Genomic DNA, 14,849 nt, shown 5'->3' with positions numbered 1-14,849 from the left:
CTGAGTGGCGGTTCAGGCGCCCGCGTTGAAGCGGTGGAGGAAGACGGCGAAGTCGGCCAGGTCCTCCTCGGTCCAGGACTCCAGCCGGGAGCGGAAGATCTGCCTGCGCTGCGCCAGCACCGAGTTGAGCAGCCGCTCGCCGGCCTCCGAGGGGCGGATGATCTGTCCCCGCTGGTCGTCCGGGTCGGGGGTGCGCTCGATCAGGCCGAGCCGGTCGAGCGCGGCCACCTGCCGGCTGACGGTGGACTTGTCCAGCATGAAGTGGATGGCGAGGTCGGTGCCCCGGCAACCGCCCTCCTCGCGGAGGTGGTTGAGGATGGTGTAGGTGACCAGGCTCAGCTCCGGGTGCATCCGGCCGGCCTGGGCCCGGGCCCGCCGGGCGAAGGCGGTGAGCTCCCGCTGGATGGTGTCGATGTCCCGATCGCGGTCGGACACGCTTCCCCTCCTCGGATCCAGCGGATCGCAGTCTAGGCCCGCAATTCGTTGCAGTTTACAACTTCATTCACGGAGCGGAAGCCTATCCGGGGAGCGGGAGCTCGAACCAGACCACCTTGCCCACCGCCCGCCGGCTGGTCCCCCAGCGTGCGGAGAGCTGGCTGACCAGGCCGAGGCCGCGGCCGGACACGTCGGTCGGCAGGGAGGGCACCAGCGAGGGCAGGTTGTGGTCGTCGTCGCTGACCTCGACCAGCAGCCGGTCCACCCGGGTGAGCTGCAGCCACACACTCTGCCGCGCCACCCGCATGGCGTTCGTCACCAGCTCACTGACCAGCAGCTCCGCGGTCTCCGAGAGCTCGTGGAGACCCCAGTCGGCGAGCCGGTCGGCGACCAGCCGGCGGGCCCTCGGCACCTCCGCGGTGTCCAGGTGCAGCGGCCAGCCGGCCACGTCCACCGGTTCGATCCCGTCGAACCGGGCGACCAGCAGCGCCAGGTCGTCCTTGCGGTCGCCGCTGTCCAGCCGCTCCAGCACCGAGTCGCAGACCTCCTCCGGAGGCCGGGTGGGATCCACCACGTCGCCGCAGAGGGCGGCCAGGCCGTCGCCTATGTCCCCGCCGCGCACCTCCACCAGGCCGTCCGTGCAGAGCACCAGCATGCTGCCGTCGGTGACCGGGATCTCGGTGGTCTCGAAGGGCACGCCGCCGACGCCGATCGGGGCGCCGCTGGGGATGGTCAGCAGCTCGCCGCGGCCGTCCGGGTGCACCAGCACCGGCGGCACATGGCCCGCGCTGGCCAGGGTGCAGGTCCGGGCGATCGGGTCGTAGACCGCGTACAGGCAGGTGGCCAGCTGCTCGGGGCCGAGGCGCTGGGAGATGTTGTCCAGGTGGCGGAGGATCTGGGCGGGCGGCAGGTCCAGTTCGGCCAGGGTCTGCATGGCGGTGCGGAACCGGCCCATGGCGGCGGCCGACTCCAGCCCGTGGCCCATCACGTCCCCGACCACCAGGGCGACCCGGCTGCCGGGGAGCCGTATGGCGTCGAACCAGTCGCCGCCGACCTCGGCGTCCGGATCGCCCGGGAGGTAGCGATGGGCGATCTGCACGCCGGGGATCATCGGCGGGCTGTCCGGCAGCATCGAGCGCTGGAGGAGGGAGGCCGCGCGGGCCTCCTTGCCGTGCAGCCGGGCGTTGTCGATGCTGAGCGCCGCCCGGGCGGCGAACTCGCGGAGGTAGGCGGTGCCGGTCTCGTCGAAGGCGGGCCGGTCCGGGCGCCGGATCAGCGAGATGCAGCCGAGCACCGTGCCGCGCGCGACCAGCGGCAGCACCAGCAGCGAGTGGCCGACCAGCTCGGCGGCGCTGCCGGCGTCCGGCTCGGGGCCGCCGAGCGCCTGGGCCAGCAGCTCGGCCAGCGGCGCGTCCAGCTCCGGCACCAGCACCGGGCGGGCGGTCTGCAGGGCGAGGCCGGGCGGGGTGTGCCGGGGCATCAGCAGCCGCCCGGCGGAGGTCGGGAGGGCCTCCCGGCCGGTCGCGTCCGTCGCGTCTGTCGCGTCGGACGCGTCGGACGCGTCGAAGGCATCGGAGGCGTCGGTCGCGTCTGTCGCGTCGGCCGTCGTGGCACGCGGGGCGCGCGGGGCGCGGGCCGCCGCGAGCCGGCGCAGCCGGGTGCCGTCCTCGGGGCCGGAGACGGCCAGGTCGGGGTCGCCGAGGAGGTCGGCCCTGAGGTCGACCACGGCCAGGTCGGCGGCCTCCGGGACGACCGCGCTGGCCAGCTCCTGGACGGTGGTGTCCAGGTCGAGGGTGGTGCCGACCTGGACGCCGAAGCCGTGCAGCCGGCCCAGCTGCCAGTCGGTGACCAGTATCTCGGTGATCCCGCCGGGGGTGATCCGGATCACCGGCGAGGGCACCGAGCCGTCGGTCTCCGAGGCCGTCCGGGCGGCGGGGACCTCGGGGTTCTCCGCGCCGGCCGGCGTCACCGGGACCGCGAAGTCCTTACCGACCTGGAGCAGCGGAGCGCCGAGCGCGGCGATCCGCTCCAGCAGCCGCTCCCGCTCGCCCTCCGGCAGCAGCGCGGCGAGCCCCAGCCCGGCGGGCGGTACGGAGCCGGGCTCGCCGTGGAGCGCGGCGGCCTCCCCGGCCTCCGCGGGTCCTCCGGCCGCCGGGGCGGGCGGGGCGTAGGTCAGCCGTTGGGGTCCGACGGCCAGCCGCGGGCCGGTGGCCGAGAGCTCCTCGCCGTCGGCGATCATCAGCAGGACGTCTCCGGTCGCGGCCGCGACGGCGGAGGAGGCCGCCGAGCCGGGTCGCGGGCCCGGCAGCACGCCCGGGCGGGCCGGATAGCTCCACACCAGGTACCGGCCGCCGCAGGTCGGCTCGCCGGCCAGGGCCCCGCACACCTCGCGGGGCAGCGCCTCGGCCGGGGGCCGGCCGACCGCCTCCGCGGCGGTGCGGCCGAAGAGCTGGTCGGCGGTCCCGGCCCAGTGGCCGATCCGGCCGTCCGGGCCCACCCACACCGAGGCGAGCCGGACGAGCGCGGACACCATGACGTCCCCGACGGCCTGACCGGCCGCCGGGGCACCGGCCGGCGGGGTGGTCCCGCGGGCCGCCGAACCGCCCGGCGCCCTGAATCCGGAGCCGGATTCGGGGCGGGGCGGAAGCAGGGTGTCCTCCGACATGGCTACCAGTCTCCCCCGAGGACCTGGCGTTTCCGCCAGGGGTAGCGGTTTGTGGGCGGATCTTCAGCGGATCTTCAGGGGGCTCCGGGTGTGAAGCGTGTTCTCTGACGACCGCAGCGGCTGGATTTCGGTGGCGGGCAGGGAGGAGCGTGACGTTCCGTAGAGCGGCACGCGCGCTCTCAGGCAAGCACGGAATCCCCAGCGATGCGGCGGAATCCCGCAGTTTCCCCCAGGGGGAGGCGCGCGAGCGCCCCGTGTACGCCCCAGGGGGAGACGATGGAGCGCCGCCCGCGGTTCCACGGGCATGAGTAGGGTGGCGCGGGAGCCGGGACCGCCGGGACTGATGAGGAGTTGTGCAGCTGATGGCAGACGGCCTGGCCGATGCGGTCGATCCGGGGCCCACGGACCCCGAGGAGCAGTGGCTCACCGAGCGGGTGGCGATCATCGAGTCCGCCTGGACCGACGCCTCGGTGGCGCTGGAGACCCTGCGGGTCGAGATGGACAACTTCGCCCTCGTCCACCACCAGCGGCTCGGCCCGATGTACGGCCGGCTCGACGAGCTGGACGCGCTGATCGCGGAGGCGGTGGCGGCGCGCTCCGGCCGGCCCGAGGACATCCGGCGGGCCTACGAGGCGCGCAGCAAGGTCGAGCCGATGCCGGACCTGGACGAGCTCTTCGCCGCCCGGGACGCGGCGGCCGCCGCCGGGGGCGCCGGCGAGGACATGCCGCCGCCCCGGCTGAGCGAGCCGATGCGCCGGGTCCGCCCCAGCAAGGAGGCCCAGCGCCTCTACCGCGAGCTGGCCCGCCGGGCCCACCCCGACCTGGCCAGGGACGCCGGGGACCAGGAGCGCCGGAGCGCCTTCATCACCCGGGTCAACGCCGCCTACGCGGAGGGCGACCTGGCCGCGCTGGAGGAGCTGGCCGCCGAGTGGCACGCCGATCCGGTGACCGCCCCCGGGGCCGGCACGCCCGACCGGATCGCCTGGCTGCGGGCCCGGCTGGAGTGGCTGGCGTCGCGGATCGAGGGCCTCGCCGAGGAGCGGGACGAGCTCCGCAGGAACCCGATCGGGCAGCTCCTGGAGCTGTCCCCGGAGGACCCGGAGGCCGTCCTCGAACAGCTGGCCGAGCAGCTGCTCGCGGAGGTCGAGCAGAAGCAGCGGCAGCTGGACGGCCTGGTCGGCGCGTAGGCTCGCCCGGGCGACACCCGCGCGGCACCTCTGCGCGAGACCGGCCCGAAGAGGGAGAAGACGAAAGATGTTCCAGGCTTCCGTGCCGACCGTGGACGCGGCCTCCGTACCGGCCGACGCCGCCCTGCTGGACGTCCGAGAGCAGGACGAGTGGGACGCCGGCCATGTCGAGGGCGCGCTGCACATTCCGATCGGCGAGGTGGTCGAGCGGATGGGCGAGCTGCCCGAGGACGGCCGGCTGTACGTCCTCTGCCGGGTCGGCGGCCGTTCGGCCCAGGTCGTGCAGTACCTGGTGGCGCAGGGCAGGGACGCGGTGAACGTGGACGGCGGGATGTACGCCTGGGAGGCCGCGGGCCGGCCGATGGCCAGCAGCGACGGCAGCCCCGCGCACGTGCTCTGAGTCCGGCGCCCGGGCCTTTCCCGGACGCGGTCTTGCGTCCGGGTTCCCGGCCGCAGCAATATCTGACGGGCCGTCAGAAAACGCTGCCGCGGGAGTCCGGATGCCGGAGGAGACCCCGAAGACCGTCGCCGAAGCCGTCCTCGCCCAGCGCGGCCCCGTCCTCTTCGAGGGCCGCAGGATCGAGCCGGAGGAACTGCTCGCGGCCGCCTGCGCGCGGGCCGCGCTGCTGCGCGAACTGCTGCCCCCGGGGGCCGAGCCGCATGTCGCCGTGCTGCTCGACAACGGGCCCGAGTACGTCCACTGGCTCCAGGCCTGCGCGCTGGCCGGGGCCGCACTGATCGGCGTCAACCCCACGCGGCGCGGCCCCGACCTGGTCCGGGACCTCCACCACACGGACGGCGCGGTGCTGGTGACGGAGCGCCGGCTGCTACCGCTGCTGCCGCTGCCGGGCGGTGCCGGGGCGGACGGGCTCGGCGGGCGGTTCGGGCCGCGGGGCGAGCGAGTGCTGGTCACCGACTCCCCCGAGTACGAGCGGCTCCTCTCCGGCTACCGCGGGGCCGACCCCCCGCCGGCCTCCGCGCTGCCGGGGCCGGACACCCGGATGCTGCTGACCTTCACCTCCGGCTCCACCGGCGCGCCCAAGGCCGTGGTCTGCGGTCAGGGCCGGCTGGTCCGGGCCGGGGAGAAGCTGCGCGGCGACCTCCGGCTCACCGCCGCCGACACCGGGTACGGCTGCATGCCGTTCTTCCACGGCAACGCCCTGATGGGGCTGTGGTCGCCGATGCTGCTGGCCGGCGGCGCGGTGGTGCTCCGGCGCAGGTTCTCCGCCTCCGGCTTCCTGCCGGACGTCCGCCGGTACGGGATCAGCTACTTCACCTATGTCGGGCGGACCATCTCCTATCTGCTGGCCGTCCCCGAGGCGGAGGGCGAGCGGGAGACCGCGCTGCGGCTCGGCTTCGGCACCGAGGCCGGAAAGGTCGACGCCGAGCGCTTCGAGCGGCGCTTCGGCTGCCGGCTGATCGAGGGCTACGGCTCCTCGGAGGGCGGCTGCAACCTCCGCCGGGAACCGGACGCGCCGGCCGGGGCGCTGGGCCGGACGGGATCGGCGCCCGGGGACGACCTCGCGGTGGTCGACCCGGAGACCGGCGAGGAATGCCCCCGCTCGCGCTTCGACGAGCACGGCCGGCTGCTCAACGGGGACGAGGCGATAGGGGAGCTGGTCAACCGGCGGGCCCGGACCGGCTTCGAGGGGTACTGGCGGAACGCCGAGGCGGAGCGGCGCCGCGTCCGTAACGGCTGGTACTGGACGGGGGACCTCTTCCACCGGGACGAGGACGGCTGGTTCCGCTTCGCCGGGCGGTCGGCGGACTGGCTGCGGGTGGACAGCGAGAACCTGGCGGTCGCGGACATCGAGAACATCCTGGCGCGGTGGCCGGAGGCGCGGTCGGTGGCGGTCTACGCGGTGCCGGACCCGGTGGCCGGGGACCAGGTGATGGCCGCCGTCCAGCCGGCGGAGGGAGCGTGGGCGGAGGGGGCGTGGGCGGAGGGGGCGTGGGGGGAGGGAGCGCCCGGCGAGGCCGCCGTCGCGGAACTCGGCGAGAGGCTGGGGCGGTTCCTGGCCGGGCAGCCGGATCTGGGGACGAAGATGGCGCCGCGGTTCGTCCGCCTGATGGTCGAACTGCCGGTGACGGCGACGCTGAAGGTCGCCCGGGCGCGATTGCGGGCGGAGGGGTGGGACGTGCCGGAGCGGGTGCTATGGCGTCCCTACGGGGACCGGGGGGACGGGGGGTACCGGGAGCTGACGTCCGCCGACCGCGAGGCGGTGCGGGCGCTGTTCGCCGAGCACGGGCGCTGAGTTCCCCGTGGCCCTTCCCGCACCGGCGAGTACGCCTGATCGGGGTGCGGGGCGGTTGGGCGGCTGCGGGTGGGCGGCGGTCGGCTGGGCGCGCAGTTGGTTCCCCGCGCCGCCCCTGATGTCTCGTGCCTTCGGCGCCGCGTCAGGGGCGTTCAGAGGTCGCGGAGGAGGGTGACGGGGGACTCGACGGCGTCGGCGACCTCGCGGAGGAAGTTGCCCGCGGTGGCGCCGTCGCAGGTGCGGTGGTCGAAGGTCAGGGAGAGCTGGACCACCTGGCGGACCGCCAGTTCCCCCTGGTGGACCCAGGGTTTGGCGGCGATCCGGCCGATGCCGAGCATCGCCGCCTCGGGGTGGTTGATGATCGGGGTGGAGCCGTCCACTCCGTAGACGCCGTAGTTGTTCAGGGTGAAGGTGCCCCCGGTGAGATCGGCGGGGGCGAGGCGGCCCTCCCGGGCGGCCGCCGCGGTGCCGGTCAGGGCGGCGGCCAGGCGCTCGGTGCTGAGGCGGTCGGCGTCCCGGATCACGGGGACCAGCAGCCCGCGGTCGGTCTGCGCGGCCACCCCCAGGTGGACCCGCGGGTTCCGGCGCAGTCCCGGACCTGAAGGGCCGTCCACCACGGTGGAGTTGAGCTCCGGGTGGCGGACCAGGGCGAGGACGCAGATGCGGGCCAGCAGGGCGAGGAGGCCGATCCGCGGGGAGCCGGCCGAGGCGTTCAACGCCTCGCGCGCGGCCAGCAGTTCGGTGGCGTCGGCGTCCACCCAGCAGGTGGCGTCCGGGATCTCGCGGTGGCTGCGGGTGAAGGTCTCGGCGGCCGCGCGGGCGAGGCCCCGCAGCGGGGTCACCTCAGCGGCGGCGGCGGGCTGCTGCTCGGCCGGCCGGGCCCGCTCCCCGTCCAGCGCGCGCTGGACGTCGGCGCGGGTGATCAGACCGTCCGGGCCGCTGCCGCGGATGCTCCGCAGGTCGAGGCCGTGGGTCCGGGCCATTCTGCGGACTAGGGGCGAGATGACCGGGACGGGGCCGTCGGCGGCCGGCGCCGAGGGGGGAGCCTGGCTCACCCGGCGCCGGCGGGTGCGCGGGCCCTCGGTGGTGCCGTAGCCGACCAGGACGCTGCCCGATCCCTCCCGCTCGGCGCCGTCCGCGGCCACCGTGATCAGCGGGGCGCCGACCGGCCGCTCCTCCCCCGGCTCGCCGAACCGCGCGGTCACCACTCCCCCGTACGGGCAGGGGATCTCGACGGCGGCCTTCGCCGTCTCCACCTCGACCACCGGCTGGTCGACGGCGACCACCTCGCCGACCTCGACCAGCCAGCGGACGATCTCCGCGGAGGTCAGCCCCTCCCCCAGGTCGGGCAGCAGGAACTCGTGCACTCCGGTCGCCGCGGTCATCGCCGTCCCGCCCCTTCGTCCGGGTCGCCCGACGGGGACGACTCCCACTGCAGCCGGGCGACCGCGTCCAGGATCCGGTCCACGCCCGGGAGATGGTGCCGTTCCAGCATCGGCGGCGGATAGGGGATGTCGAAGCCGGCGACCCGCAGCACCGGCGCCTCCAGGTGGTGGAAGCAGCGCTCGGTGACCCGGGCCGCGATCTCCGCGCCGACTCCGGCGAACCCCGAGGACTCGTGGACGACCACCGCCCGCCCGGTCCTGCGGACCGCCGCGCAGACCGTCTCGTCGTCGAACGGGACCAGCGAGCGGAGGTCCAGTACGGCCAGGTCCCAGCCGTCCGCCCGGGCGGCCTCCGCCGCCTCCAGGCAGACCGGGACTGAGGGGCCGTAGGCGATCAGCACCGCCGAGCGGCCCTCCCGGCGCAGCACCGCGCGCCCGGGGGGAGCGGTGGCCGCGGGCGCCTCCGGATCCCACTCGGCCTTGGACCAGTAGAGCCGCTTGGGTTCCAGGAAGACGACCGGGTCGTCGGAGGCGATGGCCGCGCGCAGCATCCCGTAGGCGTCCTCCACCGTGGCCGGCGCCATCACATGGAGCCCGGGGGTGTGGACGTAGTACGCCTCGGAGGAGTCGCCGTGGTGCTCGACCCCGCCGATCCCGCCGCCGTAGGGGATCCGCACGGTGAGCGGCAGCGGCAGCCGGCCGGCCGTGCGGTTGCGCATCTTGGCCACATGCGAGGCGAGCTGCTCGAAGGCGGGGTAGGCGAAGGCGTCGAACTGCAGCTCGACGACCGGGCGCAGCCCGTACATCGCCATCCCCACCGCCGTGCCGACGATGCCGGCCTCGGCGAGCGGGGTGTCCGTGCAGCGGTCCTCGCCGAACTCGGCGGTCAGCCCGTCGGTGACCCGGAAGACGCCGCCGAGGGCGCCGACGTCCTCGCCGAGGAGGTGGACGCTCGGGTCCGCGCGCAGGGCGTCGCGCAGGGCGCGGTTGAGGGCCTGCGCCATGGTGGTCCCGGCCGCGCGGCCGGCGGGCGCAGGGGCCGCTGCGGTGCCGGTGGTGTCGGTGGTGCCGGTGGTGCCGGTGGTGCCGGTGGTGCCGGTGGTGCCCGTGGTGCTCATCGGTGCTCCTCCCCCGAGGACTCGGCCTCCGCGGCCAACTCGGCGCGCAGCAGCGCCTCCTGTTCGCGCAGCTGCGGGGTCGGCTCGGCGTAGACGTGGGCGAAGAGGTCCAGCGGATCGGGCCGCGGGTCGGTCCTGAAGGCCGCCCGCATCCGTTCGGCCAGCGCCTCGGCCTCGGCCGCGGCGGCCGACCGCTGCTCCTCGTCCAGCAGGCCGGCGGCCCGCAGATGACGTTCCATCAGGACCAGCGGGTCGTGGTCACGCCAGGCCGCCGCCTCCTCCGGGGAGCGGTAGCGGCGGGGGTCGTCGGCGTTGGTGTGCGGGTCCACCCGGTAGGTGATCGCCTCGACCAGCACCGGCCCACCGGTGTCCCGGGCGTACTCCACGGCCTCGCCGACCACCTGGTGGACGGCGGCCGCGTCGTTGCCGTCCACCAGCCGCCCGGGCAACCCGTAGCCGACCGCCTTGTGCGCCAGCGAGGGCGCGGCGGACTGCTTGGCCAGCGGTACGGAGATGGCGTAGCCGTTGTTCTGCACCAGGAAGACCACGGGGGCGCGGAGCACGGCGGCGAAGTTGAGCGCCTCGTGGAAGTCCCCCTCGCTGGTGGCGCCGTCGCCCATCAGCACCAGGGCGACCAGCCGCTCGCCGCGCAACGCCGCCGCCCGGGCCAGGCCGACCGCGTGCGGCGCCTGGGTGGCCAGGGGCGTGGCCAGCGGGGCGGTGCGGTTCCGCCGCGGGTCCCAGCCGCTGTGGGCGTCTCCGCGCAGCAGGGTGAGGACCTCGACCGGGTCGATGCCGCGGGCCACCGCGGCCAGGCTGTCCCGGTAGCTGGGGAAGAGCCAGTCGGTGGGCTGGAGCACCCCGGCCGCGGCGATCTGGCAGGCCTCCTGGCCGGTGGAGGACGGGTAGACGGCGAGCCTGCCCTGCTTGGCCAGGGCGGTGGCCTGCTCGTTGAACCGGCGCCCGGTGACCAGTCGGCGGTGGAGAGTGCGCAGCAGTTCCGGGGCGAGCCCTGCGGCCGTCCCCGCCGAGCCGGCGGCGTCCTCGCCGAGCAGCCGGACAGGTGCCGCGTCCGGCAGCAGCGGGCCCGGCTCGGTACGCGGGCCCGTGCTCTGCGGGGTCCACGGGGCGGACCCTTGGGCGCGGTCCAGCAGAGTCATCTGAACACCTCCGGGGTGGGCGGCGACGCCGGCGCCTTCCCTGCCGTGCCTTCCCTACCGATTGTTCGGTCGACGGTGCGGATTGGCCACAGAGGCTGCCGAGTGGTGGACAAACGGCTGAGGGCGCGGTCTGCTGATAACCGGACGTCCATCTCGGGAGGGCAGGGGGACATGCCCGCTGAACACATGGCCGGGGACAGGGGACGCAGGACCGCTCATCGACCGCAGACACCCGCGCCCAGACCGGCCGCCCGGTCCGAGCGGGTCCGTTCGGCCGATCAGGCGGCGGAGCGCGCCCGAGGCGGCGGCAGAGGAGCCGAGCGCGGGCCGGGCGCCGCGGGGGCGCCCGGGCAGTCGGGGAGCGGCGGCCCGGCGGGAGGACCGCCGGGCGGAGCGGCCCAGTCGGCCGGGTACGCGGCGGGCCCGGGCGGTGGATCCGCCTCCGCCGGAGCCTCCGGTGGCGGTGGGGGCCCGGCGGCTCCCGGCTCGCCCGCAGGCAACCCGTTCGGCAACGGCGGCGCCGGCGGCGGGGGTTCGGGGCCCGGGCACCGGCCGCTGGACCGGATAGATCGGGCCATTCTCCGGCTGCTGCAGCAGGACGGACGGGCCTCGATCCGCTCGGTCGCCGAGCGGGTGCACGTCTCCCGGGCCAACGCCTACGCGCGGATCGCGCGGATGATGGAGGACGGGGTGATCCGCGGGTTCACCGCGCGGGTGGACCACGAGCGGGCCGGGCAGGGCGCCTCGGCGTACGTCACGCTGAAGATCGTGCAGAACTCCTGGCGGACCGTGCGGGGGCAGCTCCTCGACCTGCCGGGAGTCGAGCACATCGCGCTGGTCAGCGGGGAGTTCGACGTCCTGCTGCTGGTGCACACCGCGGACAACCGGGCGCTGCGGGACCTGGTGCTCAACCGGATCCAGGGGCTGCCGGCCGTGCTGAGCACCCACACGCTGCTGGTCTTCGACGAGACAGACCGGATCCCGGTACTTCCGGAGTGAGGACCTGAGGGCCGACGGGGCTTCACGGTGTGAGGTGTGATGTCGCGTCGGGCCCCTGGGGTGTCGCGGCGCAGCCGCAAACCCAGGGGCGCGGGGAACTGCGCGCCCAGCCGACCACGGCGCCGCAACCGGCAACGGCTCCTGGGTTGCAACCCGAACTCCGCTGCCGACTGCAGACCGTAAGCGGCGGGCCGCGCAGTTCCCCGCGCCCCCTACGTGCGCCTGCGGCGCTGCGCCGGGGGCGGTCAGGCGCGCAGGCCGTCGAAGGCGATCCGGACCACGGCGTCGGCCAGCGCGCGCTCACCGTCGGCGCCCTGGCCAGGGTGGTACCACTCGACGATCGAGTTGATCATCCCGAAGAGCAGCCGGGTGCCGAGCCGGGGCTCCACGTCGGCCCGCAGGTCCCCTTCGGCGGCCGCGGCCGCGAAGAGGCCAGCCACCCGGTGGTCGAACTCGCGGCGGCGGGCCAGCGCCCACTGCTCGGTGCCGGTGTTCCCGCGCACCCGCAGCAGCAGGGTCACGTACGGGAGTTCGGCGACCAGCACCTGGGTCATCCGGCGCACCACGTGCTCCAGGCGGGCGACCGCCGGGCCGCTGACGGCCCCGGGCTCCTCCAGGATGCCGAAGAGCCCGTCCAGGGCGCGGCCGACGGCCCGCCGGAGCAGCTCCTCCTTGCCGCGGACGTGGTGGTAGATCGACGACTTGGAGATCCCGGCGGCGCGGGAGAGGTCCTCCATCGAGGTGCCGTCGTAGCCGCGCTCGTTGAAGACCCGCACGGTCACGGCGAGCAGCGAGTCGGCGGTGTACGCGTCCCGGCGAGGGCTCCCGGTGGATCGGATCTGGTCGACCATGCAGACGAGTATCCAGCACCCGTGGGCAGAAGCCGCGCGGATTAGTTGTACAGTAGTAATAGTTGTACGTCTCTCACCAATCCGAACGATCCATAGCCCACATACCAAGGAAGGCCGGGGAAGACCGGTGACCGATCTCTCGCCGCGGCGGCGGATGCTGGTACTCGCCATCTGCTGCATGAGTCTGTTCATCGTCGGACTCGACAACACCATCGTGAACATCGCGCTGCCCTCCATCCAGCGCGACCTCCACGCCTCCGTCTCCGGGCTGCAGTGGACCATCGACGCCTACACCCTGGTGCTGGCCAGCCTGCTGATGTTCTCCGGCTCCACGGCGGACCGGCTCGGCCGCCGGCGCACCTTCCAGACCGGCCTAGTCCTCTTCACCGCCGGCTCGCTGGCCTGCAGCCTGGCCCCCGGGCTCGGCTGGCTGGTGGCCGCGCGGGCGGTGCAGGCGGTCGGTGGCTCGATGCTGAACCCGGTGGCGATGTCCATCGTCACCAACACCTTCACCGACCCCCGGGAACGCGCCAGGGCGATCGGGGTGTGGGGCGCGACCATGGGCGTCAGCATGGCGCTCGGACCGGTGCTCGGCGGGCTGCTGGTGGACTCGGTCGGCTGGCAGTCGATCTTCTGGATCAACATCCCGATCGGGGTGGCCGCGATGGTGCTCGCCGGGATCTTCGTCCCCGAGTCCCGCGCTCCCCGGGCGCGCCGGATCGACCCGGTCGGCCAGGTGCTGGTGATCGTGGCCCTGGCCAGCGTCACCTACGCCATCATCGAGGCGCCGCACGCCGGGTGGGCCTCCGCCCAGACGCTGGGCCTCTTCGCGGTCTGCGCGGTCGCGGTGGCCGTCCTCTGCCGCTACGAGGTGCGGCGCCGGGAGCCCCTGATCGACGTGCGGTTCTTCCGCAGCGCGCCGTTCTCGGGTGCGGCGGTGATCGCGGTCTGCTCCTTCGGGTCGCTGGCCGGCTTCCTCTTCGTCAACACCATCTACCTGCAGGACGTCCGCGGGTACTCGGCGGTGCACGCCGGCCTGGTCACCCTGCCGATGGCGCTGATGACCCTCTTCTTCGCGCCGCTCTCCGGGCGGCTGGTGGGCGGGCGCGGTCCGCGGCTGCCGCTGCTGCTCGCGGCGGCGGCGATCGGCGTCAGCGCGCTGATCCTCACCACGGTGAGCGCGACCACGCCGCTGGCGGTGCTGATCGTGGCGTACGTCCTCTTCGGCATCGGCTTCGGCTTCGTCAACGCGCCGATCACCAACACGGCGGTCTCCGGGATGCCGCGCAGCCAGGCCGGGGTGGCCGCGGCGGTGGCCTCGACCAGCCGGCAGATCGGCAGCTCGCTGGGCGTCGCCGTGATCGGTTCGCTGGTCACCTCGGCGGTCGTCGGGCCGCTGCGGACCGGGTTCCCGGAGGCCAGCCACATCGGTTGGTGGATCACCGTGGGCTGCGCGGTGGCCGTCTTCGCCCTCGGTATCCTCACCACCGGGCCGTGGGCGCGGCAGACCGCCGCGCGGACGGCCGAGCTGCTGGGCGGCGGCTCGGACGCGGCCGATGGTCGGGGCCAGGACAGGACGGCGGTGCGGGCGTGACGGACGCGGCGGAGCGGGGCGCGGTCGCCGAGCGGGCGGCCGGACGGAAGGCGGAGTGGCGGGCCGCGCGGGAGCAGGCCGCCCGGCAGCTCGCCGAGCGGGAGCAGGCCGAGCGGGAGCAGACCGAGCGCCGGGTCTGGGACGCGATGCGGACGCTGGTCCTGGAGAAGGAGGACCGCCGGCGCGAGGCCGCGGAGGAGCTCGGGATGAGCAGCTTCCTGCGGGTCAAGGCGCTGCGGCGGCTGGCGGCGCGGGGCCCGCTGACGATGAGCCAGCTGAGCCTTGAGCTGGCCACCGACAAGCCGTACACCACGGTGCTGGTGGACGGACTGGAGGAGCGGGGCCTGGTGGCCCGGACGCCGCATCCGGAGGACCGGCGGCGGCGGATGGTCGCGCTGACGGAGGCGGGCCGCGTGGAGGCGGAGCGGGCGCTGGAGATCCTCGGCCGGCCGCCGGTGGCGCTGGCCAGCTTCTCGGAGTCCGAACTGGCTCTGCTGGACGGCTACCTGGCGCGTCTGCTGCGCGCCTGAAGCCGGCCCTGCCCCTCAGACCCGGCTGCCGCCGCGCCGGGCGGCGGAGAAGCGGGCGGCCTTGTTGCGGTTGCCACAGGTGGACATGGAGCACCAGCGGCGGCGGCCGTTGAGGGAGACGTCGAAGAAGAACAGCGGGCAGCGCTCCGCCGCGCAGGCGCGGATCCGCGTCGGCGCCCGCTCCAGCAGGGCTAGGTAGTTCTCCGCGGCCAGCCAGCCGACCAGCCGGGACGGGTCGTCGACCGCCACGGTGGACGTCGGCCGGCCGTCGGTGCCCAGTTGCAGGCGCCTCCGCCCGTACGCCAGCTGCGAGTTGACGGCCCGTACGGCCAGCGCGGACGGCTTCAGCGGGGCGCGGGCCGCGGCCGCGAGGGCGTCCCGGGTCTCGCGGAGCGCCAGCAGGGTGTACTGGTCGGCCGTCCAGCGGCCCGCCGCCTCCTCGGGGAGAGCGGCGGCGGAGAGCCAGACCGCCAGGCCTGCCGTGTCCGTGAGGAGATCGCAGGGGATCCGGTCGCCGTCGTCCCAACGGGTGTTGAGGAGGTCCAGCGCGAGCGGCTCGCCGGTCAGCGGGCGGGGATCGGGAGCGGTCATGTTCGGCAGCGTACGACCCGGTTTCGCCGGGGAGTCAACCGGCGCACGGCATCTGATCGGTTGTCATCCGAAGGTGAAC

The 14,849-nt window shown here is 74.8% G+C and carries 13 protein-coding genes; 6 read left to right on the top strand and 7 right to left on the bottom strand.

Annotated features, from left to right (window positions below):
* Window positions 1-12 precede the first annotated feature (12 nt).
* Together BS73_RS19400 and BS73_RS19395 are read right to left on the bottom strand one after the other, a co-directional pair.
* A complete protein-coding gene (locus BS73_RS19400) occupies window positions 13-435 on the bottom strand; it encodes a MarR family winged helix-turn-helix transcriptional regulator (protein ID WP_037574252.1) in 423 nt (140 codons plus the stop codon).
* Window positions 436-517: 82 nt separating this feature from the next.
* On the bottom strand, window positions 518-3,100 hold the full coding sequence (locus BS73_RS19395) for an ATP-binding SpoIIE family protein phosphatase (RefSeq protein ID WP_051940119.1): 2,583 nt from the start codon (window positions 3,098-3,100) through the stop codon (window positions 518-520).
* Window positions 3,101-3,462: 362 nt separating this feature from the next.
* On the opposite strand from BS73_RS19395, the gene BS73_RS19390 reads away from it, so the two are divergent.
* From BS73_RS19390 to BS73_RS19380, 3 genes are all read left to right on the top strand, one after another.
* The gene (locus BS73_RS19390; RefSeq protein WP_037580233.1) at window positions 3,463-4,287 is read left to right on the top strand and encodes a hypothetical protein; all 825 of its coding nucleotides are present in this window, start codon (window positions 3,463-3,465) and stop codon (window positions 4,285-4,287) included.
* 67 nt (window positions 4,288-4,354) lie between these two features.
* The gene (locus BS73_RS19385) at window positions 4,355-4,687 is read left to right on the top strand and encodes a rhodanese-like domain-containing protein (protein ID WP_037574250.1); all 333 of its coding nucleotides are present in this window, start codon (window positions 4,355-4,357) and stop codon (window positions 4,685-4,687) included.
* 100 nt (window positions 4,688-4,787) lie between these two features.
* Complete coding sequence (locus tag BS73_RS19380) at window positions 4,788-6,542, top strand: AMP-binding protein (protein WP_037574247.1); 1,755 nt, start codon at window positions 4,788-4,790, stop codon at window positions 6,540-6,542.
* A gap of 152 nt (window positions 6,543-6,694) precedes the next feature.
* Here the strand turns inward: BS73_RS19380 and BS73_RS19375 are convergent, their stop codons facing one another.
* From BS73_RS19375 to BS73_RS19365, 3 genes are all read right to left on the bottom strand, one after another.
* The gene (locus BS73_RS19375) at window positions 6,695-7,927 is read right to left on the bottom strand and encodes a dihydrolipoamide acetyltransferase family protein (RefSeq protein ID WP_037574244.1); all 1,233 of its coding nucleotides are present in this window, start codon (window positions 7,925-7,927) and stop codon (window positions 6,695-6,697) included.
* Entirely contained in the window at window positions 7,924-8,931 is a 1,008-nt protein-coding gene (locus tag BS73_RS19370; protein WP_051941484.1) for an alpha-ketoacid dehydrogenase subunit beta, read from the bottom strand. Before BS73_RS19370 ends, BS73_RS19375 begins: the two co-directional genes overlap by 4 nt.
* 110 nt (window positions 8,932-9,041) lie before the next feature.
* Window positions 9,042-10,205: a thiamine pyrophosphate-dependent dehydrogenase E1 component subunit alpha gene (locus tag BS73_RS19365; protein ID WP_037574241.1), complete on the bottom strand. Its 1,164-nt coding sequence runs from the start codon at window positions 10,203-10,205 to the stop codon at window positions 9,042-9,044.
* Between the two features lie 555 nt (window positions 10,206-10,760).
* On the opposite strand from BS73_RS19365, the gene BS73_RS19360 reads away from it, so the two are divergent.
* Window positions 10,761-11,204 carry an Lrp/AsnC family transcriptional regulator gene (locus BS73_RS19360; RefSeq protein ID WP_037580230.1) on the top strand — a complete coding sequence of 148 codons (444 nt, stop codon included), beginning with the start codon at window positions 10,761-10,763 and terminating at the stop codon, window positions 11,202-11,204.
* A gap of 245 nt (window positions 11,205-11,449) precedes the next feature.
* On the opposite strand, the gene BS73_RS19355 is transcribed toward BS73_RS19360, so the two are convergent.
* Window positions 11,450-12,055, bottom strand: a complete 606-nt coding sequence (locus tag BS73_RS19355) for a TetR/AcrR family transcriptional regulator (RefSeq protein ID WP_037574238.1) — start codon at window positions 12,053-12,055, stop codon at window positions 11,450-11,452.
* A 127-nt stretch (window positions 12,056-12,182) separates the two neighbouring features.
* On the opposite strand from BS73_RS19355, the gene BS73_RS19350 reads away from it, so the two are divergent.
* Both BS73_RS19350 and BS73_RS40750 read left to right on the top strand, forming a co-directional pair.
* Window positions 12,183-13,649, top strand: coding sequence for an MFS transporter (locus BS73_RS19350; RefSeq protein ID WP_037574235.1), 1,467 nt, complete (start codon window positions 12,183-12,185; stop codon window positions 13,647-13,649).
* Window positions 13,646-14,179 (top strand): MarR family winged helix-turn-helix transcriptional regulator, encoded by a 534-nt coding sequence (locus BS73_RS40750; RefSeq protein ID WP_322987285.1) that lies wholly within the window; start codon window positions 13,646-13,648, stop codon window positions 14,177-14,179. Before BS73_RS19350 ends, BS73_RS40750 begins: the two co-directional genes overlap by 4 nt.
* 15 nt (window positions 14,180-14,194) lie before the next feature.
* On the opposite strand, the gene BS73_RS19340 is transcribed toward BS73_RS40750, so the two are convergent.
* The gene (locus BS73_RS19340) at window positions 14,195-14,770 is read right to left on the bottom strand and encodes a CGNR zinc finger domain-containing protein (RefSeq protein ID WP_037574232.1); all 576 of its coding nucleotides are present in this window, start codon (window positions 14,768-14,770) and stop codon (window positions 14,195-14,197) included.
* Window positions 14,771-14,849 lie beyond the last annotated feature (79 nt).

Origin of the sequence: Phaeacidiphilus oryzae TH49, assembly GCF_000744815.1 — a bacterium.
Lineage (GTDB): Bacteria > Actinomycetota > Actinomycetes > Streptomycetales > Streptomycetaceae > Phaeacidiphilus > Phaeacidiphilus oryzae.
The sequence above is the reverse complement of the archived record's forward strand: the minus strand, read 5'-3'. Positions and strand labels throughout refer to the sequence as shown.

Coding starts and splice junctions, on each gene's coding strand:
- BS73_RS19395 (WP_051940119.1), bottom strand. CDS start 3,100: ATGTCGGAGGACACCCTGCTTCCGCCCCGCCCCGAATCCGGCTCCGGA.
- BS73_RS19390 (WP_037580233.1), top strand. CDS start 3,463: ATGGCAGACGGCCTGGCCGATGCGGTCGATCCGGGGCCCACGGACCCC.
- BS73_RS19385 (WP_037574250.1), top strand. CDS start 4,355: ATGTTCCAGGCTTCCGTGCCGACCGTGGACGCGGCCTCCGTACCGGCC.
- BS73_RS19380 (WP_037574247.1), top strand. CDS start 4,788: ATGCCGGAGGAGACCCCGAAGACCGTCGCCGAAGCCGTCCTCGCCCAG.
- BS73_RS19375 (WP_037574244.1), bottom strand. CDS start 7,927: ATGACCGCGGCGACCGGAGTGCACGAGTTCCTGCTGCCCGACCTGGGG.
- BS73_RS19370 (WP_051941484.1), bottom strand. CDS start 8,931: ATGGCGCAGGCCCTCAACCGCGCCCTGCGCGACGCCCTGCGCGCGGAC.
- BS73_RS19365 (WP_037574241.1), bottom strand. CDS start 10,205: ATGACTCTGCTGGACCGCGCCCAAGGGTCCGCCCCGTGGACCCCGCAG.
- BS73_RS19355 (WP_037574238.1), bottom strand. CDS start 12,055: ATGGTCGACCAGATCCGATCCACCGGGAGCCCTCGCCGGGACGCGTAC.
- BS73_RS19340 (WP_037574232.1), bottom strand. CDS start 14,770: ATGACCGCTCCCGATCCCCGCCCGCTGACCGGCGAGCCGCTCGCGCTG.